Origin of the sequence: Pseudomonas sp. PDM20 (genome assembly GCF_014852575.3) — a bacterium.
Taxonomy (GTDB): domain Bacteria; phylum Pseudomonadota; class Gammaproteobacteria; order Pseudomonadales; family Pseudomonadaceae; genus Pseudomonas.
This window is the reverse complement of sequence record NZ_CM181224.1, coordinates 3,526,763-3,546,521: the sequence shown is the minus strand read 5'-3', so window position 1 is coordinate 3,546,521 and position 19,759 is coordinate 3,526,763. Positions and strand designations below refer to the sequence as shown.

Here is a 19,759-nt window from a genome sequence, read left to right as displayed (position 1 = left end):
GGTCAACGAAAAGGGCGCACATCATACATGAATGGCGCGAACCGGTCGCCCTTGCGACGACCGGAAGGACGTGTTTCAGCCGCGCAGCAGGGGGCGCAGTTCGTTCAGCATTTTCTTCCGGCTGAAGAGCATCTGCCAGCGGTTGCCGCCGAGCTGTCGCCACAGGCGCGCGGAGCGGATGCCGGCCAGCAGCAGGGCGCGGATACGCGCGGCGTTGGCGTTGATCTGCAGGTGGCGCATGTCACCGTGCACCTGGATGCGCTGGCGGAAAGTGCTCAGAGTGTCCTGGTAGAGGCCGGCGCAGGAAGCGATGACGTTCTCGTGGACCAGGCCGAAGTGCTGTACCTGCTGCTGAACCTGGTCCAGACGGGTGCCCATGATGTCGAGCATGTCGGGACGCTTGTTGAGCTGGCGTTCCAGGCCGATCAGCGACAGGGCGTAGCGCAGCGGCTCGCGCTGCAGGCTGTTGGGGTCGCGCTCGAGGGCGCTGACCAGGGCGCGGAAGCCCTCGCGCAGGTTGGCGGTGTCGCCGCCGTAGACGTCGAGGGTGGTCTTCGGGTCGCGCACCAGCAGGCTGCCGAGCATGCAGCCCAGCGGCGCCTCGGGGATCTGCCCGGTGCGGGCGAGGCGGTCTACCAGCGAGGCGGCTTCGAAGACGCCGGAGAGGGCGATGATCTGGTCGTGCAGATCGCTCATTTACTGTCCTTAGCGAACGCGGGTTCAGCGGATTCGATGACGCCGCCACCGAGGCAGACTTCGCCGTCATAGAAGACGACGGACTGGCCCGGGGTGACGGCGCGCTGCGGCTCGTCGAAGACGGCGCGGTAGCCGTTCTCGGTACGTTCCAGCACGCAGTCCTGGTCGGCCTGGCGGTAGCGCACCTTGGCGCGCAGGGCCTTGGGCTGGTCCAGGTCGATGGGGTTGACCCAATAGATGTGCGAGGCGTGCAGGGCTCGGGAAAACAGCCATGGATGGTCGTTGCCCTGGCCGACGACCAGGACGTTGCGTACCAGGTCCTTCTCCAGCACGTACCAGGGGCTGTCGTCGGCATTCTTCAAGCCGCCGATGCCCAGGCCCTGGCGCTGGCCGATGGTGTGGTACATCAGGCCGACGTGCTTGCCGATGACCGTGCCGTCGGTGGTCTCGATATTGCCCGGCTGGGCTGGCAGGTACTGCTTGAGGAAGTCGCTGAAACGACGTTCGCCGATGAAGCAGATGCCGGTGGAGTCCTTCTTCTTTGCGGTGGCCAGGCCGTATTTCTCGGCGATGGCACGAACCTCGGGCTTTTCCAGTTCGCCGACCGGGAACAGGGTCTTGCCGATCTGCTCGCCGCCCACGGCGTGGAGGAAGTAGCTCTGGTCCTTGTTCGGGTCCAGGCCCTTGAGCAGCTCGCTGCGGCCGTCGATGTCGCGGCGGCGCACGTAGTGCCCGGTGGCGATCAGGTCGGCGCCCAGGGCGACGGCGTAGTCGAGGAAGGCTTTGAACTTGATTTCGCGGTTGCAGAGGATGTCCGGGTTCGGCGTGCGGCCGGCCTTGTATTCCTCGAGGAAATGCTCGAAGACGTTGTCCCAGTACTCTGCGGCAAAGTTGGCGGTGTGCAGCTTGATGCCAATACGGTCGCAGACGGCCTGGGCGTCGGCGAGGTCGGTCATGGCGGTGCAGTACTCGGTGCCGTCGTCTTCTTCCCAGTTCTTCATGAACAGTCCTTCCACCTGATAACCCTGCTCCTTGAGGAGGAGGGCGGAGACGGAGGAATCCACGCCGCCGGACATGCCGACGATGACGCGGGTGTTCTGGGGGGCTTTGGGGGAGCTAGACATGGCAGCGGGTCACGAGCGCAGGTAAAGAGGGCGATTCTACCAGAGCCGAGCGCCAGAGGCTCGGCTGCCGGCTTGAGGTTGGCTCAGTCGCGGATCAGGGCCAGCGGGAAGCGCTCGCCTTCGAGGTAATCGTCGATGCAGCGCAGCACCAGATGACTGCGCCAGCGATCGGGTTGTGCGGCCAGCTCTTCGCGGGTCATCCAGCGGGCGCCGAGGATGCCGTCGTCGAGCTCGCGCTCGGGATGATGGCGCAAGGGGCGCGCGGCGAAACAGACGCGCTGGTAGGTCACGCCGTTGCTCGGCGCGGTGTACAGGTAGATGCCGGTGACGGCGGTCAGCTCCACGTCCCAGCCGGTTTCCTCGAGGGTTTCGCGCACGGCGGCCTCGAGCAGGGTCTCGTTGGCTTCCAGGTGGCCGGCGGGCTGATTGAAGACCTGCTTTTTGTCAGCGGACATTTCCTCCACGAGCAGGAAGCGGCCCTGGTCTTCGACGATGGTGGCGACGGTGACGTGTGCTAGCCAGCGCATGGTAACGATCTCGTTGGGGCGAAAAGGCGCGAGTTTAACGTGGCGGGGTGCAGAAAGCAGAACCCCCGGGAAGGCCCGGGGGTTCTGGTATCACGCGAAAAGGCTTACGCCAGTGCGTCGATCGCGGCGTTGAAGGTCGCGCTCGGGCGCATGACCTTGCTGGTCAGCTCCGCGTCGGAACGGTAGTAACCACCGATTTCCGCCGGCTTGCCCTGTACGCCGTTGAGTTCGGCGACGATGGCCGCTTCCTTCTCGGTCAGGGTCTTGGCCAGGCCGGCGAAGTGAGCCTTCAGCTCGGCGTCGTCGTTCTGCTCAGCCAGGGCCTGGGCCCAGTACATGGCCAGGTAGAAGTGGCTGCCACGGTTGTCGATCTCACCGATCTTGCGCGACGGCGACTTGTTGTTGTCGAGCAGCTTGCCGGTGGCGATGTCCAGGGTCTTGCCCAGTACCTTGGCCTTGGCGTTGTCGGTCTTGATGCCTTCTTCTTCGAAGGAGACGGCCAGAGCCAGGAACTCGCCCAGGGAATCCCAGCGCAGGTAGTTCTCTTCCACCAGCTGCTGTACGTGTTTCGGAGCCGAGCCGCCGGCGCCGGTTTCGTACATGCCGCCGCCCGCCATCAGCGGAACGATGGAGAGCATCTTGGCCGAGGTGCCCAGTTCCATGATCGGGAACAGGTCGGTCAGGTAGTCGCGCAGGACGTTGCCGGTCACCGAGATGGTGTCCAGGCCGCGCAGCTGACGCTCCATGCTGGTACGGATGGCTTCGTTGTAGCCTTTGACGCTGATGTCCAGACCGGTCAGGTCGTGGTCCTTCAGGTACAGCTCGACCTTCTTGCGCAGCTCGTTGTCGTGGGCGCGCTCCGGGTCCAGCCAGAAGATGGCCGGGGTGTTGGAAGCGCGGGCGCGGGTAACGGCCAGCTTGACCCAGTCACGGATCGGGGCGTCCTTGGTCTGGCAGGCGCGCCAGATGTCACCGGCTTGAACTTCGTGCTGCATCAGGACCTTGCCGTCGGCGTCGACAACGCGCATCACGCCGTCAGCTTCCAGTTCGAAGGTCTTGTCGTGGGAGCCGTATTCCTCGGCTTTCTGCGCCATCAGGCCGACGTTCGGTACGCTGCCCATGGTGGTCGGGTCGAACGCGCCGTTGGTTTTGCAGAAGTTGATCATTTCCTGGTAGATGCGGGCGTAGGTGCTTTCCGGCATTACCGCTTTGGTGTCTTTCTGCTTGCCGTCCTTGCCCCACATCTGGCCCGAGTTGCGGATCATGGCCGGCATGGAGGCGTCGACGATCACGTCGCTGGGGATGTGCAGGTTGGTGATGCCCTTGACCGAGTCGACCATCGCCATTTCCGGGCGGTGGCTGTACACCTCGTGGATGTCGTGCAGGATTTCTTCCTGCTGCGAGGCCGGCAGCGACTTGATCTTGTCATAGACGCTGGAGATGCCGTTGTTCGGGTTCACGCCCAGCTCTTCGAACAGCTGGCCGTACTTCTCGAACACGTCCTTGTAGTAGACGGTGACGGCGTGGCCGAAGACGATCGGGTGGGAGATCTTCATCATGGTGGCCTTGACGTGCAGGGACCACATGACGCCGGTTTCCTTGCAGTCCTGCAGGGTCTTCTCGAAGAAGGCGCGCAGTTTGCTGCAGCTCATGAACATGCTGTCGAGGACTTCGCCGTCCTGCATCTTCAGGGTCTTCTTGGTCTCGACCTTGCCGTCCTTGCCGACGAACTCGATGCGGACTTCACCGGCCTTCGGAATGGTGACCGACTGCTCGCTGGAGAAGAAGTCGCCGCCACGCATGTAGTCGGCGTGGGAGCGCGAAGCCATGCTCCACTTGCCCATGCTGTGCGGGTGCTTGCGAGCGTAGGCTTTCACGGCAGCCGGGGCGCGGCGGTCGGAGTTGCCTTCACGCAGGACCGGGTTCACGGCGCTGCCCAGGACCTTGGCGTAGCGGGCGCGGGTGTCTTTCTCGGCGTCGGTCTGCGGATCTTCCGGGAAGTCCGGAACGGCGTAGCCCAGCTTCTGCAGCTCGGCGATGGCGCCCTTGAGCTGCGGTACCGAAGCGGAGATGTTCGGCAGCTTGATGATGTTGGCTTTGGCGTCGGTGGCCAGTACGGCCAGGTAGGCCAGATCGTCTTCGATGGCCTTGTCGCCGAGCTTGTCAGCGAAGGAGGCCAGGATACGGCCCGAAAGAGAGATGTCGCGGGTCTCGACGTCGATGCCGGCGGAAGCGGCAAAGGCTTTTACGATAGGAAGAAGCGAATAGGTGGCAAGGGCGGGTGCTTCGTCGGTGAAGGTGTAGGTGATCTTCGAGCGGATGGACATCTCGTTCTAACTCTCTTCTTTGCTGGGCGCGCACAGAGTCTCGAATCGCGTTGGTACACGCTTGCGGTCAGCGAAGTGGTTGACCGACCTTCGAGATTTGCCGCGGGGATATTGGGGCGCCAGTAGAGCGTTGTACGGCGGGATCCTGGTGAGGACGTGCGCCGCTGCGAGGAGAGAGTCTGGTCCCAGACTGCTCGGACCTCGATGACCATTAAGTCATGCCGGCCAGTATACCACCCTAAAGGCAGGGTGAAGCGTGTCCCTTTTTTAGACTAAGGAATGATGTAGTTCGATTACCGACTTGTGAGCTACCCTCAGTGGCTGCAAGAGGGTTTCAATCAAAAAGCGGAGTTCAGCATGGGATACCAAAAGATCCAGGTGCCGGCCGGTGACAAAATCACCGTCAACGCCGATATGTCCTTGAATGTACCGAAGAACCCGATCATCCCCTTTATCGAGGGTGATGGCATTGGCGTCGATATCAGCCCGGTCATGATCAAGGTCGTCGACGCTGCCGTCGAGAAAGCCTACAAAGGCGACCGCAAGATCGCGTGGATGGAAGTCTATGCCGGCGAGAAAGCCACTCAGGTCTACGACCAGGATACCTGGCTGCCCCAGGAAACCCTGGATGCCGTTCGCGACTACGTCGTATCGATCAAGGGCCCGCTGACCACTCCGGTGGGCGGCGGCATTCGCTCGCTGAACGTGGCGCTGCGCCAGCAGCTCGACCTTTATGTCTGCCTGCGCCCGGTGCGCTGGTTCGAAGGTGTGCCGAGCCCGGTGAAGAAGCCCGGTGACGTGGATATGGTGATCTTCCGCGAGAACTCCGAAGACATCTATGCCGGCGTCGAGTGGAAGGCCGGTACTCCCGAAGCCCAGAAGGTCATCAAGTTCCTCACCGAGGAAATGGGCGTCAAGAAGATCCGCTTCACCGACGATTGCGGCATCGGCATCAAGCCGGTTTCCCGGGAGGGCACCAAGCGCCTGGTGCGCAAGGCCCTGCAGTACGCCGTGGACAATGACCGCAGCTCGGTCACCATCGTCCATAAAGGCAACATCATGAAATTCACCGAGGGTGCGTTCAAGGACTGGGGCTATGAGCTTGCCCGTGACGAGTTCGGTGCGCAGCTGCTCGATGGCGGCCCGTGGATGCAGTTCAAGAACCCGACTACCGGCAAGAATATCGTGGTGAAGGACGTGATCGCCGACGCGATGCTGCAGCAGATCCTGCTGCGTCCGGCCGAGTACGACGTGATCGCCACCCTCAACCTGAATGGCGACTACCTGTCCGACGCCCTGGCGGCGGAGGTGGGTGGTATCGGCATTGCGCCGGGTGCCAACCTGTCCGACTCGGTGGCCATGTTCGAGGCAACCCATGGTACTGCCCCCAAGTACGCCGGCCTGGACAAGGTCAATCCGGGTTCGGTGATCCTCTCCGCCGAGATGATGCTGCGCCACATGGGCTGGCCGGAAGCGGCCGACCTGATCATCGACGGCGTGAACGGCGCCATCGCCGCAAAGACCGTGACCTACGACTTCGAGCGACTGATGGACGGTGCCAAGCTGCTGTCGTGCTCCGAGTTCGGCGACGCGATCATCGCCAAGATGTAACCGGGTGATTCTTCGCCCATGAAAAAGGCCGGCTTACTGCCGGCCTTTTTCGTTTCGTCTGATCCTTGACGAATCAGGCTTCCGCCGTGAGGTTCTCTACCTCGCTGCTCGGGGCAGTCTGCGCGGACGGGGTGGATGCATTGGCGTTGACGGGCTGGATGTTCACCGCGTGCAACCCCTTCGGACCTTGCAGGATCTCGAAACTGACGGGTTGGCCGGCCTTGAGAGTCTTGTAGCCATCCATCTGGATTGCCGAGTAATGAGCAAACAGGTCCTCATCTCGGCCATCAGCCAGGATGAAACCGTAGCCCTTGGCGTTGTTGAACCACTTGACCTTACCGCTAAGCATGCTGATATCCCTCTGCAAAGGACTCCATCGCTGGAGTATCATCCACTACTATTCCGCTATGCCTTTTTCTGAAGACTGGCGTCCGGAACTCCTGATACCCTCCGGGGGGTATCCTTTGGTTGTAACACCCTTTTGCCGTTAGTCAAGGCGGCGTCGTCTGGGCCTGAGAGGCGATTCAAACTCCGGCCGGCCCACTCATTCACCCACTCGCAAAGCTTTTATTCCAGCATGCATGCAAGTAGCCAGATTCGACTAACATTCAATCAGGACCGCCCGGATCCAATGGAAGACGACGGGACGGGGCTGGCGGTTGAAGAAGCCAAACCTGCCCTGAAGGCGCCGTCCATGTATCGGGTCATCATGTTCAACGATGATTACACCCCGATGGATTTCGTGGTTGAGGTGCTCGAGCTGTACTTCAACATGAACCGCGAGCAGGCAACCAAGGTCATGTTGACTGTGCATACCCAGGGCAAGGCGCACTGCGGGACCTTTACCCGCGATGTCGCGGAAACCAAAGCCATGCAGGTCAATCAATATGCGAGGGAGAGCCAACATCCACTGTTGTGCGAAATTGAGATAGAAGGTTGATGCGGATGTTTGGGAGCGAGGTGAAGTCATGTTGAATCGAGAGCTCGAAGTCACCCTCAATCTCGCCTTCAAGGAGGCGCGGGCGAAGCGGCATGAGTTCATGACCGTTGAGCACTTGCTGTTGGCGCTTCTGGATAATGAGGCTGCCGCGACGGTTCTGAAGGCGTGCGGTGCGAACCTGGACAAGCTGCGGCGAGACCTGCAGGAGTTCATCGATTCCACCACGCCGCTGATCCCCCAGCACGACGAGGATCGCGAAACCCAGCCGACCCTGGGCTTCCAGCGCGTCCTGCAGCGTGCCGTATTCCACGTGCAGAGTTCCGGCAAGCGCGAAGTCACCGGCGCCAACGTACTGGTCGCCATCTTCAGCGAGCAGGAGAGCCAGGCGGTGTTCCTGCTCAAGCAGCAGAGCGTCGCGCGGATCGACGTGGTCAACTACATCGCCCATGGCATCTCCAAGGTGCCGGGCCATGCCGAGCATCAGGACAGCGAGCAGGAGATGCAGGACGAGGAGGGCGGCGAGTCTTCCACTTCCAGCCATCCGCTGGATGCCTATGCCAGCAACCTGAACGATTTGGCGCGCCAGGGTCGCATTGACCCGCTGGTCGGTCGTGAGTCGGAAGTCGAGCGCGTCGCGCAGATCCTCGCTCGTCGCCGCAAGAACAACCCGCTGCTGGTGGGTGAGGCTGGCGTTGGCAAGACCGCCATCGCCGAGGGCCTGGCCAAGCGCATCGTCGACGGCCAGGTGCCGGACCTGCTGTCCGACAGTGTCGTCTACTCCCTGGATCTGGGTGCGCTGCTGGCGGGCACCAAGTACCGCGGCGACTTCGAGAAGCGCTTCAAGGCGCTGCTCAACGAGCTGCGCAAGCGCCCGCATGCGGTGCTGTTCATCGACGAAATCCACACCATCATCGGTGCCGGTGCGGCATCGGGCGGGGTGATGGATGCTTCCAACCTGCTGAAGCCGCTGCTGTCGTCCGGTGAGATCCGCTGCATTGGTTCGACCACCTTTCAGGAATTCCGCGGCATCTTCGAGAAGGATCGCGCGCTGGCTCGTCGCTTCCAGAAGGTCGACGTCACCGAACCGTCCGTCGAAGACACCTTCGGCATCCTGAAAGGCCTGAAGCCACGCTTCGAGCAGCACCACCACATCGAGTACAGCGATGAAGCGCTGCGTGCCGCCGCCGAGCTGGCTGCCCGCTACATCAATGACCGGCACATGCCGGACAAGGCCATCGATGTGATCGACGAGGCCGGTGCCTACCAGCGCCTGCAGCCGGAAGAGAAGCGCGTGAAGCGCATCGAGGTGCCGCAGGTCGAGGACATCGTCGCGAAGATCGCGCGGATTCCGCCCAAGCACGTGTCCAGCTCCGATAAAGAGCTGCTGCGCAACCTTGAGCGTGATCTGAAGCTGACCGTGTTCGGTCAGGCTGCGGCCATCGAGTCGCTCTCCACGGCCATCAAGCTGTCACGCGCCGGCCTCAAGTCGCCTGACAAGCCTGTCGGCTCCTTCCTGTTCTCCGGTCCGACCGGGGTGGGCAAGACCGAGGTGGCTCGTCAGCTGGCCAAGGCGTTGGGTGTGGAGCTGGTGCGCTTCGACATGTCCGAGTACATGGAGCGGCATACCGTGTCCCGTCTGATCGGCGCGCCTCCGGGTTATGTCGGTTTCGACCAGGGCGGCCTGCTTACCGAAGCGATCACCAAGACGCCGCACTGCGTGCTGCTGCTGGATGAGATCGAGAAGGCGCACCCGGAAGTCTTCAACCTGCTGCTGCAGGTGATGGACCACGGCACCCTGACCGACAACAACGGGCGCAAGGCGGACTTCCGCAATGTCATCCTGATCATGACCACCAACGCTGGTGCAGAAACTGCGGCGCGGGCCTCCATCGGCTTCACGCAGCAGGACCACTCCACCGATGCGATGGAAGTGATCAAGAAGAGCTTTACGCCAGAGTTCCGCAACCGCCTGGACACCATCATCCAGTTCGGCCGTCTGAGTCACGAGACCATCAAGAGCATCGTCGACAAGTTCCTCACCGAGCTGCAGGCGCAGCTGGAGGACAAGCACGTGCAGATCGAGGTCAGCGATTCGGCGCGCGGCTGGCTGGCCGACAAGGGCTACGATCCGCAGATGGGCGCTCGCCCAATGGCGCGGCTGATCCAGGACAAGATCAAGCGGCCGCTGGCCGAGGAGATCCTGTTCGGCGAGCTGGCCGAGCACGGCGGTGTGGCTCATGTGGACCTGAAGGATGGCGAGCTGGCCTTCGAGTTCGAAGTGATCGCCGCAGAGCCGGCCTGACGAGTATTAATCAGGCCCAAACGAAAACGCCCGGCAATGCCGGGCGTTTTTCTGTGTGCCGGCTTTTGCCGGCACCTACCGTCTGTCAGCGAGCGCGGTAGGTGATGCGACCCTTGGACAGGTCGTAGGGCGTCAGTTCAACGCGAACTTTGTCGCCGGTCAGGATGCGGATGTAGTTCTTGCGCATCTTCCCGGAGATGTGCGCGGTAACGACGTGCCCGTTCTCCAACTCCACGCGGAACATGGTGTTGGGCAGGGTGTCGACGACAGTGCCTTCCATTTCGAAGCTGTCTTCTTTCGACATGCAGTAGAACCCTCGGTATCTATGGTTGCCTGAAGTTTCAGGGCATTAAAAAAGGCACACATTGTGCCTGAAATCGCCCCACAACGCCAATGGCTGTTTTCGCTTCAGTTCAGCGCTACCCAGCGCTGGTTCACGAAAAGCTCGATCGGGCGGTACTGGGTCTTGTAGTTCATCTTCCGGCAATTCTTGATCCAGTAGCCCAGGTAGACGGCGTGCAGGTTCAGGCGCTCGGTCTCGGCGACCTGCCAGAGGATGGCGAATCGGCCGAGACTGCGGCGCTCCTCGTCCGGGTCGTAGAAGGTATAGACCGCGGAGAGTCCGTTGGGCAGGACGTCAGTCACCGCGACGGCAAGCAGTCTGCCTTGGAGGCGGAACTCGAAGAAGCAGCTGAACGGCAGGTCACGCACGAGGAAGGTGGCGAACTGGTCGCGGCTGGGTGGGTACATGTCGCCGTCTGCATGGCGCTGCTCGATGTAGCGCATGTAGAGGGCGTAGTACTCCTCGGTGAAGGCGGGACGCTTGCGGACAACTTCCAGGTCGGCGTTGCGCTTGATGATGCGCTTCTGCTGGCGATTTGGTTGGAAGCCGGCGGCCGGAATGCGCGCCGGGATGCACGCGGTGCAGTGCTGGCAGTGCGGCCGGTAGAGATGCTCACCGCTGCGCCGGAAACCCACCTCGGACAGCGAGGCGTACAACTGCGCGTCCATGGGCTGGCTGGGGTCGAGGAACAGGGTGGTGGCCTGCTCCTCGGGCAGATAGCTGCATGGATGCGGTTGCGTGGCGTAAAACTTCAGGCGGGCGAGCTCGGTCATCTTCAACCCCTGCGAGGTCCCTCAGGCAAGTTTAAGACAGGCTGAGCGGGTCCGCCTGCGAAGTCCAGTCCTGCGATGGTGTTTCGTCGAGATGACGGCGCAGGTAGCTGGCGAATTCACGGCGGGAAATGGCGCGGGCGCCGAAACTGTGCAGGTGCTGGGTCGGCATCTGGCAGTCGATCATCACGAAGCCGGCGGCCTTCAGGCGCTGTACCAGAGTGACGAATGCGACCTTGGAGGCATTGTCGGCGCGGCTGAACATGGATTCGCCGAAGAACAGGCGGCCGATGGCCAGTCCGTAAAGCCCGCCGACCAGTTCATTGTCTTGCCAGGCCTCTGCCGAGTGGGCGACACCCAGGCGGTGCAGCTGGTAGTAGGCGTCCTGCATTGGTGTGGTGATCCAGGTGCCGTCCGCATAATCGCGCGGGCCGGCGCAGCCGTGGATGACCTGCTTGAAGGCCTGGTCGATGGTGACCTGATACTGCTGCTGGCGGATGAACTTGGCCAGGCTGCGGGAGACGTGCAGTTCTTCGGGAAACAGAACGGTGCGCGGGTCCGGTGACCACCAGAGGATCGGCTGGCCGTCCTGGTACCAGGGGAAGCAGCCATGGCGGTAGGCCTGGATCAGGCGCTGCGGGTTGAGGTCCCCGCCGGCCGCAAGCAGGCCGTTGGGCTCATGCAGGGCCTTGTCGAGGGGTGGGAAGTCGAAATTGCTGCGGGAAAGCCACTTGAGCATAGGGAGGAGGGGAGGGCGAGCCTCCCCTGGCGCCGATCAGTTGTCGTCGAGGAACTTTTCGGCGTCCAGCGCGGCCATGCAGCCGGCGCCGGCGGAAGTGATCGCCTGGCGGTAAACGTGGTCGGCAACGTCGCCGGCGGCGAACACGCCGTCGATGCTGGTCAGGGTCGCGTTGCCTTCGGCGCCGCCCTTGATCTTCAGGTAGCCGTCGTGCATCTCCAGTTGGCCCTTGAACAGGTCGGTGTTGGGCTTGTGGCCGATAGCGATGAATACGCCGGACAGGTCCAGCTGGCGGGTTTCGCCGCTTTCAGCGTCTTTCAGGCGGACGCCGATCACGCCCATGTTGTCGCCCAGGACTTCGTCAAGGGTGGTGTTCCAGTGCAGGCGCACGTTGCCGTTCTTCGCCTTCTCGAACAGCTTGTCCTGCAGGATCTTCTCCGAGCGCAGCTTGTCGCGGCGGTGGATCAGGTGGACTTCCTTGGCGATGTTGGACAGGTACAGCGCCTCTTCCACGGCGGTATTGCCCCCGCCGACCACGCAGACGACCTGGTTGCGGTAGAAGAAACCGTCACAGGTAGCGCAGGCAGAAACGCCCTTGCCCATGAAGGCCTCTTCCGAGGACATGCCCAGGTACTGGGCCGAAGCGCCGGTGGCGATGATCAGCGCGTCGCAGGTGTAGGTACCGCTGTCGCCCTTGAGGGTGAAGGGCTTCTGCTGCAACTCGGCGGTGTGGATGTGGTCGTAGACGATCTCGGTATCGAAACGCTTGGCGTGCTGCTCCATGCGCTGCATCAGCGCCGGGCCGGTCAGGCCCTCGACGTCGCCGGGCCAGTTGTCGACCTCGGTGGTGGTGGTCAGCTGGCCGCCGGGCTGGATGCCGGTGATGACAACAGGCTTGAGGTTGGCGCGCGCGGCGTACACGGCCGCGGTGTAGCCCGCGGGGCCGGAGCCCAGGATGATCAGGCGCGAATGCTTGACTTCACTCATAAAAAGACTCCATAAGCCTTTGTCACGTAAGAGAATGCATGCTCCAATTGAGCAGCCGAAAAGCGGTGTTGGGCTATGCTACACCGAACCCCGGAAAGCCGGCAAAAGCGCAGTCAGGCACACCCGGGTTCGCTGGCATCGGCCGGCCAAAGCCGTACAATAGGCCCGTTTCGCGGCCCAACGACTCTCGGACGCGCGTATAGCGCAGGAATAGAAGCGTTTTGAAGGACACCACAGCAAGCCATGCCGCCGCCTGGCGCCAGCAACTGCATTACCGTCTGAAGGAAGGGGCCCTGATCGCGCTCGGCGCGCTCTGCCTTTACCTCTGGATGGCACTGCTCACCTACGATTCCTCCGATCCGGGCTGGAGCCACTCCAGCCACGTCGAACAGGTGCAGAACGCGGCCGGCCGCCTGGGCGCGCTGAGCGCTGACATCCTGTTCATGGTGCTGGGCTATTTCGCCTACCTGTTTCCGCTGCTGCTGGCGGTGAAGACCTATCAGGTCTTCCGCAAGCGCCACATGGCCTGGGAGTGGAGCGGCTGGCTGTTCTCCTGGCGTCTGATCGGCCTGGTGTTCCTGGTCCTGTCCGGCTCCGCGCTGGCTTACATCCATTTCCACACCAGCGGTGCCCACATGCCGGCCACGGCTGGCGGGGCCCTGGGCGAGAGCCTGGGCCAACTGGGCATCAATGCGTTGAACGTGCAGGGCAGCACGCTGCTGTTCCTGGCGCTGTTCCTGTTCGGCATGACGGTGTTCGCCGACCTGTCCTGGTTCAAGGTGATGGACGTCACTGGCAAGATCACCCTCGATCTGTTCGAGCTCATCCATAACGCCACCAACCGCTGGTGGAGCGCCCGCAGCGAGCACAAGCAGCTCGTCGCCCAGTTGCGTGAAGTCGACGAACGTGTGGCCGAAGTCGCCGCGCCCATCGTTGCCGATCGCCGCGAGCAGGCCAAGGTCAAGGAACGCCTGATCGAGCGCGAGGAAGCGCTGGTCAAGAGCGTGCAGGAGCGCGAAAAGCGCGTGGCGCCGAAGATCGACGTCCCGCCACCGCCCACCAAGCCGGCCGAGCCGAGCAAGCGCGTGCTGAAAGAGAAGCAGGCGCCGCTGTTCGTCGATACCGCCGTGGAAGGCACGCTGCCGCCGCTGTCGATCCTCGACCCGGCGTCGGAAAAGAAACAGAGCTACTCGCCCGAGTCCCTGGAGGCCATGTCGCGCCTGCTGGAGATCAAGCTCAAGGAGTTCGGTGTCGAGGTCATCGTCGAGTCCGTGCATCCGGGCCCGGTGATCACCCGTTTCGAAATCCAGCCGGCCGCCGGCGTGAAGGTCAGCCGCATCTCCAACCTGGCCAAGGACCTGGCGCGCTCGCTGGCCGTAATCAGCGTGCGCGTGGTGGAAGTCATCCCCGGCAAGACCACCGTCGGCATCGAGATTCCCAACGAAGACCGGCAGATGGTGCGCTTCTCCGAAGTGCTGATGACGCCGGAATACGACGAGCACAAGTCCACCGTGCCGCTGGCCCTGGGTCACGACATCGGCGGCAATCCGATCATCACCGACCTGGCGAAGATGCCGCACTTGTTGGTGGCCGGTACTACCGGTTCCGGTAAGTCGGTAGGCGTGAATGCCATGCTGTTGTCGATCCTGTTCAAGTCCACGCCCGAAGAGGCGCGGCTGATCATGATCGACCCGAAGATGCTGGAACTGTCGATCTACGAAGGCATTCCGCACCTGCTCTGTCCGGTGGTCACCGACATGAAGGAGGCCGCCAACGCGCTGCGCTGGAGCGTCGCCGAGATGGAGCGCCGCTACAAGCTGATGGCGGCCATGGGCGTGCGTAACCTCGCAGGCTTCAACCGCAAGGTGAAGGACGCGGAGGAAGCCGGCACCCCGCTGACCGACCCGCTGTACCGCCGCGAGAGCATGGAAGACGAAGCGCCACTGCTGCAGACGCTGCCGACCATCGTGGTGGTGGTCGACGAATTCGCCGACATGATGATGATCGTCGGCAAGAAGGTGGAAGAGCTGATCGCCCGTATCGCCCAGAAGGCGCGTGCGGCGGGCATCCACCTGATCCTCGCGACCCAGCGTCCGTCGGTGGACGTGATCACTGGCCTGATCAAGGCGAACATTCCGACCCGTATCGCCTTCCAGGTTTCCAGCAAGATCGACTCGCGCACCATCCTCGACCAGGGCGGCGCCGAACAACTGCTGGGGCACGGTGACATGCTCTACCTGCCGCCGGGCACCGGCCTGCCGATCCGCGTCCATGGCGCTTTCGTCTCCGACGACGAAGTACACCGCGTCGTCGAGGCGTGGAAGCTGCGTGGCGCGCCGAACTACATCGAGGACATCCTCGCTGGCGCCGAAGAGGGCGGTGGCGGTTCGTTCGAGGGCGGTGGTGGCGGCGAAGGCGGCGAGGGCAGCGAGGACGATCCGCTCTACGACGAGGCCGTGCGCTTCGTGACCGAAAGCCGCCGGGCTTCGATCTCCGCCGTGCAGCGCAAGCTGAAGATCGGCTACAACCGCGCCGCGCGGATGATCGAGGCAATGGAGATGGCCGGCGTGGTCACTCCGATGAATACCAATGGCTCGCGCGAAGTAATGGCGCCGGCCCCGATCCGTGATTGATTCGACTTCGAGGATTTCGATGCGTCTGATCCGCCTGTTGTTCGTTGCTGCGCTGGCTGTTGCCGGCGTCCAGGCCCATGCCGACGAGGCTGCTGCGCAGCGCCTGAGCGGGATGCTCACCAAGGCACAGACAATGACCGCGCGCTTTTCCCAGTTGACCCTGGACGGCAGCGGCACCCGCCTGCAGGAAACCGCCGGCACCCTGGGCCTGAAACGTCCGGGGCTGTTCCGCTGGCACACCGATGCTCCGAACGAGCAGCTGTTGATCTCCAATGGCGAGAAAATCTGGCTGTACGACCCGGACCTGGAACAGGTGACCATTCAGAAGCTCGACCAGCGCCTGACCCAGACCCCGGCGTTGCTGCTCTCCGGTGATGTGTCGAAGATCGGCCAGAGCTTCGACATCACCGCCAAAGATGGCGGCAACGTGGTCGACTTCACCCTCAAGCCGAAGTCCAAGGACACCCTGTTCGACAGCCTGCGGATTTCCTTCCGCAGTGGCGTGGTGAACGACATGCAGCTGATCGACAGCGTCGGCCAGCGCACCAACATCCTGTTCTTCGACGTGAAGATGAACGAGGCGATGGACGCCAAGCAGTTCGTCTTCGAGGTGCCCAAGGGCGTCGACGTCATCCAGGAGTGACCGGTACTGCGCGCCTGCGTCAAGTCCCCAGCTTTGAGTGATAAATAGGTAAGACCTTGGATCTGTTCCGCTCCGCCCCCGTTTCCCAGCCCCTGGCCGCGCGCCTGCGCGCGACCAGCCTGGACGAGTACGTCGGCCAGGAGCACCTGCTCGCCCGCGGCAAGCCGCTGCGCGAGGCGCTGGAGCAGGGCGCGCTGCACTCGATGATCTTCTGGGGCCCGCCTGGGGTCGGCAAAACGACTCTGGCGAAGCTGCTGGCCCAGGTCACCGACGCGCACTTCGAGACCATCTCGGCGGTGCTCTCTGGCGTCAAGGAAATCCGCCAGTCGGTGGAAGTGGCCAAGCAGCACGCCGCGCAGTACGGCCGCCGCACCATCCTCTTCGTCGACGAAGTGCACCGCTTCAACAAGAGCCAGCAGGACGCCTTCCTGCCCTATGTGGAAGACGGCACGCTGATCTTCATTGGCGCGACCACCGAGAACCCGTCTTTCGAGCTGAATAACGCGCTGCTCTCCCGCGCCCGCGTCTATGTGCTGAAAAGCCTGGACGAAGCAGCCCTGCGACGACTGGTCGAGCGCGCGCTGACCGAGGAGAAGGGGCTGGGCAAGCGCAACCTGAGCCTGCCTGACGACAGCTTCGCCATCCTCATGGCTGCCGCTGATGGTGATGGGCGGCGCCTGCTCAACCTGCTGGAGAACGCCTCCGATCTCGCCGAGGACAACGGCGAGATCAGTGCCGAGCTGCTGCAGAACCTGCTGGGCGACTCGCGCCGGCGCTTCGACAAGGGCGGCGAGGCCTTCTACGACCAGATCAGCGCGCTGCACAAGTCGGTGCGCGGCTCCAGCCCTGATGGCGCGCTGTACTGGTATTCGCGCATGCTCGATGGCGGCTGCGATCCGCTGTACATCGCCCGTCGCGTAGTGCGCATGGCCAGCGAGGATATCGGCAATGCCGATCCGCGCGCCCTGACCCTGTGCTTGCACGCCTGGGATGTGCAGGAGCGCCTCGGCAGCCCCGAAGGTGAATTGGCGATTGCGCAGGCTATCGTGTACCTGGCCTGCGCGCCGAAGAGCAATGCCGTCTACAACGCCTACAACACGGCGCGCCGTGACGTGGCGGAGAGCGGTTCGCTGGAAGTGCCGCTGCATCTGCGCAACGCACCGACCAAGCTGATGAAGAACCTGGGCTATGGCGACGAGTACCGTTATGCCCATGATGAGCCGGATGCCTATGCGGCCGGAGAAGACTACTTCCCCGAGTCCATGGAACCGCGCCAGTATTACCAACCCGTGCCGCGCGGGCTCGAACTGAAGATCGGCGAAAAGCTGCGCCACCTGGCCAGCCTCGACAAGGCCAGTTCCCGCCGTCGCAGAAAATCCTGAAGTGGCGCCCGCGAGCGCCGCCTGACACTAGACACGAGAAGACACCATGCTCGATTCCAAACTGGTTCGTACCCAGCCGCAGGAAGTGGCCGAACGCCTGGCCACCCGTGGCTTCACCCTGGATGTGGCGCGCATCGAAGCGCTGGAGAGCCAGCGTAAATCCGTGCAGACCCGCACCGAGACGCTGCAGGCCGAGCGCAACTCGCGCTCCAAGGCCATCGGCCAGGCCATGAAGAATGGTGAAGACGTCGCGCCGCTGAAGGCCGAGGTCAACCGCATGGCCGAGGAGCTGGAATCCGGCAAGCGCGAGCTGGACGCCATTCAGGCCGAGCTGGACAGCCTGCTGCTGAACATCCCCAACCTGCCGCACGAGTCCGTGCCGGTGGGCGCTGACGAGGAAGAGAACGTCGAAGTCCGTCGTTGGGGAACCCCGCGCACCTTCGATTTCGACATCAAGGACCACGTCGCCCTCGGTGAGCAGCACGGCTGGCTGGACTTCGAGACCGCCGCGCGCCTGTCCGGCGCCCGCTTCGCGCTTATGCGCGGCCCGATCGCCCGCCTGCACCGCGCCCTGGCGCAGTTCATGATCGACCTGCACACCCGCGAACACGGCTACGAAGAGGCCTACACCCCGTACCTGGTGCAGGCTCCGGCGCTGCAAGGCACCGGCCAGCTGCCGAAGTTCGAGGAAGACCTGTTCAAGATCCAGCGCGAAGACGAAGCGGACCTGTACCTGATCCCGACCGCCGAAGTCTCGCTGACCAACATCGTTGCCGGCCAGATCCTCGATGCGAAGGAGCTGCCGCTGAAGTTCGTCGCTCACACCCCCTGCTTCCGCAGCGAAGCCGGTGCGTCGGGCCGCGATACCCGCGGCATGATCCGCCAGCACCAGTTCGACAAGGTCGAGATGGTGCAGATCGTCGAGCCGTCCAAGTCCTGGGAGGCCCTGGAAAGCCTGGTCGGCAACGCCGAGAAGGTCCTTCAGGCCCTGGAGCTGCCGTACCGCGCCCTGGCGCTGTGTACTGGCGACATGGGCTTCGGCGCGGCCAAGACCTATGACCTCGAAGTCTGGGTGCCGAGCCAGGACAAGTACCGCGAGATTTCCTCCTGCTCCAACTGCGGCGACTTCCAGGCCCGCCGCATGCAGGCGCGCTACCGCAACCCGGAGACCGGCAAGCCGGAGCTGGTGCACACCCTCAACGGCTCGGGCCTGGCCGTGGGCCGCACCCTGGTCGCCGTGCTGGAGAACTACCAGCAGGCCGACGGCTCGATCCGTGTACCGGAAGTGCTCAAGCCGTACATGGCGGGCATCGAGGTCATCGGCTGAGATGGACTTCCTGCCGCTGTTCCACATCCTGCGCGGACGTCGCGCGCTACTGGTCGGCGGCGGTGATGTCGCACTGCGCAAGGCGCGCCTGCTGAGCGACGCCGGCGCAGTGCTGCGAGTCGTGGCTCCGGAAGTGCATTCGGAGCTGCGTGAGCTGATCGAGGAGGGCGCGGGCGAATTGCTCCTGCGCCCCTACGCTCAGGGTGATCTTCAGGATTGCGTTCTGGTCATCGCCGCCACCGACGATGAGCCGCTCAATGCCCAGGTTTCCCGCGACGCCAACGAGCGTGGCGTTCCGGTCAATGTCGTCGATGCGCCGGCCCTGTGCAGTGTGATCTTCCCGGCCATTGTCGACCGCTCGCCACTGGTGGTGGCGGTTTCCAGTGGCGGCGATGCGCCGGTACTGGCACGCCTGCTGCGCGCCAAGCTGGAAACCTGGATTCCCGCGACCTACGGCCAGTTGGCTGGTCTCGCCAGCCGCTTCCGCGAGCGCGTGAAGCAGCGCCTGCCGAACCTGCAGCAACGCCGCAAGTTCTGGGAGGAGGTGTTCCAGGGCCCGGTCGCCGAGCGCATGATCGCCGGCCAGCCAGGCGAGGCCGAGCGCCTGCTGGCGGGCAAGCTGGAATCGCCGCAGGCGGAGTCTCGCGGTGAGGTCTATCTGGTTGGCGCCGGTCCGGGCGATCCCGACCTGCTGACCTTCCGCGCCCTGCGCCTGATGCAGCAGGCCGACGTGGTGCTCTACGACCGCCTCGTTGCGGAGGCCATCCTCGAGTTGTGTCGCCGTGACGCGGACCGACTCTACGTCGGCAAGCGCCGTGCGGACCACGCCGTGCCGCAGGACGAGATCAATCGCAAGCTGGTCGAGCTGGCCCAGCAGGGCAAGCGCGTGCTGCGCCTGAAGGGCGGCGACCCGTTCATCTTCGGACGTGGTGGCGAGGAAATCGACGAACTGGCAGCCAATGGCATCCCATTCCAGGTTGTGCCGGGCATTACGGCGGCCAGCGGTTGCGCGGCCTACGCCGGTATTCCGCTGACTCATCGTGACTACGCGCAGTCCGTGCGCTTCGTGACGGGCCACCTGAAAGACGGCAGCACCGACCTGCCGTGGAACGATCTGGTCGCCCCCGGGCAGACCCTGGTGTTCTACATGGGCCTGGTTGGCTTGCCGGTCATTTGCGAGCAACTGGTGCGTCACGGTCGTTCCGCCGATACGCCGGCGGCGCTCATCCAGCAGGGCACCACAGTGCACCAGCGCGTGTTCACTGGCACCCTGGCAAACCTGCCGGAGCTGGTGGCCGAGCATGAAGTGCATGCACCGACTCTGGTGATTGTCGGGGAAGTGGTGCATCTGCGTGAGAAGCTGGCTTGGTTCGAGGGGCAGCAGTGATATCCCCGCGCGTTGCGATCC

Annotated in this window: 17 protein-coding genes; 8 read left to right on the top strand and 9 right to left on the bottom strand. The window is 63.4% G+C overall.

Going from position 1 to position 19,759, the window contains the following annotated elements:
- Positions 1-75: 75 nt before the first annotated feature.
- The 4 genes from hflD to IB261_RS16220 form a co-directional block, all read right to left on the bottom strand.
- Complete coding sequence (gene hflD / locus IB261_RS16235; RefSeq protein ID WP_081520482.1) at positions 76-696, bottom strand: high frequency lysogenization protein HflD; 621 nt, start codon at positions 694-696, stop codon at positions 76-78.
- Positions 693-1,820 (bottom strand): tRNA 2-thiouridine(34) synthase MnmA, encoded by a 1,128-nt coding sequence (mnmA, locus tag IB261_RS16230; RefSeq protein ID WP_151187254.1) that lies wholly within the window; start codon positions 1,818-1,820, stop codon positions 693-695. Before mnmA ends, hflD begins: the two co-directional genes overlap by 4 nt.
- Before the next feature lie 83 nt (positions 1,821-1,903).
- Positions 1,904-2,347 (bottom strand): NUDIX hydrolase, encoded by a 444-nt coding sequence (locus IB261_RS16225; protein ID WP_151187252.1) that lies wholly within the window; start codon positions 2,345-2,347, stop codon positions 1,904-1,906.
- A gap of 104 nt (positions 2,348-2,451) precedes the next feature.
- Positions 2,452-4,674: an NADP-dependent isocitrate dehydrogenase gene (locus IB261_RS16220; RefSeq protein ID WP_192382583.1), complete on the bottom strand. Its 2,223-nt coding sequence runs from the start codon at positions 4,672-4,674 to the stop codon at positions 2,452-2,454.
- 357 nt (positions 4,675-5,031) lie between these two features.
- Between IB261_RS16220 and icd the strand changes: the two genes are divergently transcribed.
- The gene (gene icd / locus IB261_RS16215; protein WP_081520478.1) at positions 5,032-6,285 is read left to right on the top strand and encodes an NADP-dependent isocitrate dehydrogenase; all 1,254 of its coding nucleotides are present in this window, start codon (positions 5,032-5,034) and stop codon (positions 6,283-6,285) included.
- A 73-nt stretch (positions 6,286-6,358) separates the two neighbouring features.
- On the opposite strand, the gene cspD is transcribed toward icd, so the two are convergent.
- Entirely contained in the window at positions 6,359-6,634 is a 276-nt protein-coding gene (gene cspD, locus IB261_RS16210) for a cold shock domain-containing protein CspD (RefSeq protein WP_045214920.1), read from the bottom strand.
- A 228-nt stretch (positions 6,635-6,862) separates the two neighbouring features.
- Between cspD and clpS the strand changes: the two genes are divergently transcribed.
- Together clpS and clpA are read left to right on the top strand one after the other, a co-directional pair.
- Complete coding sequence (clpS, locus tag IB261_RS16205; protein WP_081520477.1) at positions 6,863-7,225, top strand: ATP-dependent Clp protease adapter ClpS; 363 nt, start codon at positions 6,863-6,865, stop codon at positions 7,223-7,225.
- Positions 7,226-7,253: 28 nt separating this feature from the next.
- Entirely contained in the window at positions 7,254-9,527 is a 2,274-nt protein-coding gene (gene clpA / locus IB261_RS16200; RefSeq protein WP_081520476.1) for an ATP-dependent Clp protease ATP-binding subunit ClpA, read from the top strand.
- Between the two features lie 85 nt (positions 9,528-9,612).
- Here clpA and infA read toward each other — a convergent pair whose 3' ends face one another.
- From infA to trxB, 4 genes are all read right to left on the bottom strand, one after another.
- Entirely contained in the window at positions 9,613-9,831 is a 219-nt protein-coding gene (gene infA / locus IB261_RS16195) for a translation initiation factor IF-1 (protein ID WP_002553999.1), read from the bottom strand.
- Between the two features lie 104 nt (positions 9,832-9,935).
- Complete coding sequence (locus IB261_RS16190) at positions 9,936-10,643, bottom strand: arginyltransferase (RefSeq protein WP_081520475.1); 708 nt, start codon at positions 10,641-10,643, stop codon at positions 9,936-9,938.
- A 31-nt stretch (positions 10,644-10,674) separates the two neighbouring features.
- The gene (gene aat / locus IB261_RS16185) at positions 10,675-11,379 is read right to left on the bottom strand and encodes a leucyl/phenylalanyl-tRNA--protein transferase (RefSeq protein ID WP_192382582.1); all 705 of its coding nucleotides are present in this window, start codon (positions 11,377-11,379) and stop codon (positions 10,675-10,677) included.
- 36 nt (positions 11,380-11,415) lie between these two features.
- Positions 11,416-12,366, bottom strand: a complete 951-nt coding sequence (gene trxB, locus IB261_RS16180; RefSeq protein WP_081520473.1) for a thioredoxin-disulfide reductase — start codon at positions 12,364-12,366, stop codon at positions 11,416-11,418.
- 221 nt (positions 12,367-12,587) lie between these two features.
- On the opposite strand from trxB, the gene ftsK reads away from it, so the two are divergent.
- From ftsK to cysG, 5 genes are read left to right on the top strand one after another with little or no spacing between them, the layout of a single operon-like run.
- Entirely contained in the window at positions 12,588-14,999 is a 2,412-nt protein-coding gene (gene ftsK / locus IB261_RS16175) for a DNA translocase FtsK (RefSeq protein WP_081520472.1), read from the top strand.
- Positions 15,000-15,018: 19 nt separating this feature from the next.
- Positions 15,019-15,642: an outer membrane lipoprotein periplasmic chaperone LolA gene (lolA, locus tag IB261_RS16170; protein ID WP_045214800.1), complete on the top strand. Its 624-nt coding sequence runs from the start codon at positions 15,019-15,021 to the stop codon at positions 15,640-15,642.
- A 56-nt stretch (positions 15,643-15,698) separates the two neighbouring features.
- The gene (locus IB261_RS16165) at positions 15,699-17,024 is read left to right on the top strand and encodes a replication-associated recombination protein A (protein WP_081520470.1); all 1,326 of its coding nucleotides are present in this window, start codon (positions 15,699-15,701) and stop codon (positions 17,022-17,024) included.
- Between the two features lie 46 nt (positions 17,025-17,070).
- Positions 17,071-18,351 carry a serine--tRNA ligase gene (serS, locus tag IB261_RS16160; protein ID WP_081520469.1) on the top strand — a complete coding sequence of 427 codons (1,281 nt, stop codon included), beginning with the start codon at positions 17,071-17,073 and terminating at the stop codon, positions 18,349-18,351.
- A gap of 1 nt (position 18,352) precedes the next feature.
- A complete protein-coding gene (gene cysG / locus IB261_RS16155) occupies positions 18,353-19,738 on the top strand; it encodes a siroheme synthase CysG (RefSeq protein WP_192382581.1) in 1,386 nt (461 codons plus the stop codon).
- Positions 19,739-19,759: the final 21 nt, after the last annotated feature.

Excerpts from the sequence above, each read along its gene's own strand:
- hflD (WP_081520482.1), bottom strand. The coding sequence starts at position 696 with ATGAGCGATCTGCACGACCAGATCATCGCCCTCTCCGGCGTCTTCGAA.
- mnmA (WP_151187254.1), bottom strand. The coding sequence starts at position 1,820 with ATGTCTAGCTCCCCCAAAGCCCCCCAGAACACCCGCGTCATCGTCGGC.
- IB261_RS16225 (WP_151187252.1), bottom strand. The coding sequence starts at position 2,347 with ATGCGCTGGCTAGCACACGTCACCGTCGCCACCATCGTCGAAGACCAG.
- IB261_RS16220 (WP_192382583.1), bottom strand. The coding sequence starts at position 4,674 with ATGTCCATCCGCTCGAAGATCACCTACACCTTCACCGACGAAGCACCC.
- icd (WP_081520478.1), top strand. The coding sequence starts at position 5,032 with ATGGGATACCAAAAGATCCAGGTGCCGGCCGGTGACAAAATCACCGTC.
- cspD (WP_045214920.1), bottom strand. The coding sequence starts at position 6,634 with ATGCTTAGCGGTAAGGTCAAGTGGTTCAACAACGCCAAGGGCTACGGT.
- clpS (WP_081520477.1), top strand. The coding sequence starts at position 6,863 with ATGCATGCAAGTAGCCAGATTCGACTAACATTCAATCAGGACCGCCCG.
- clpA (WP_081520476.1), top strand. The coding sequence starts at position 7,254 with ATGTTGAATCGAGAGCTCGAAGTCACCCTCAATCTCGCCTTCAAGGAG.
- infA (WP_002553999.1), bottom strand. The coding sequence starts at position 9,831 with ATGTCGAAAGAAGACAGCTTCGAAATGGAAGGCACTGTCGTCGACACC.
- IB261_RS16190 (WP_081520475.1), bottom strand. The coding sequence starts at position 10,643 with ATGACCGAGCTCGCCCGCCTGAAGTTTTACGCCACGCAACCGCATCCA.
- aat (WP_192382582.1), bottom strand. The coding sequence starts at position 11,379 with ATGCTCAAGTGGCTTTCCCGCAGCAATTTCGACTTCCCACCCCTCGAC.
- trxB (WP_081520473.1), bottom strand. The coding sequence starts at position 12,366 with ATGAGTGAAGTCAAGCATTCGCGCCTGATCATCCTGGGCTCCGGCCCC.
- lolA (WP_045214800.1), top strand. The coding sequence starts at position 15,019 with ATGCGTCTGATCCGCCTGTTGTTCGTTGCTGCGCTGGCTGTTGCCGGC.
- serS (WP_081520469.1), top strand. The coding sequence starts at position 17,071 with ATGCTCGATTCCAAACTGGTTCGTACCCAGCCGCAGGAAGTGGCCGAA.
- cysG (WP_192382581.1), top strand. The coding sequence starts at position 18,353 with ATGGACTTCCTGCCGCTGTTCCACATCCTGCGCGGACGTCGCGCGCTA.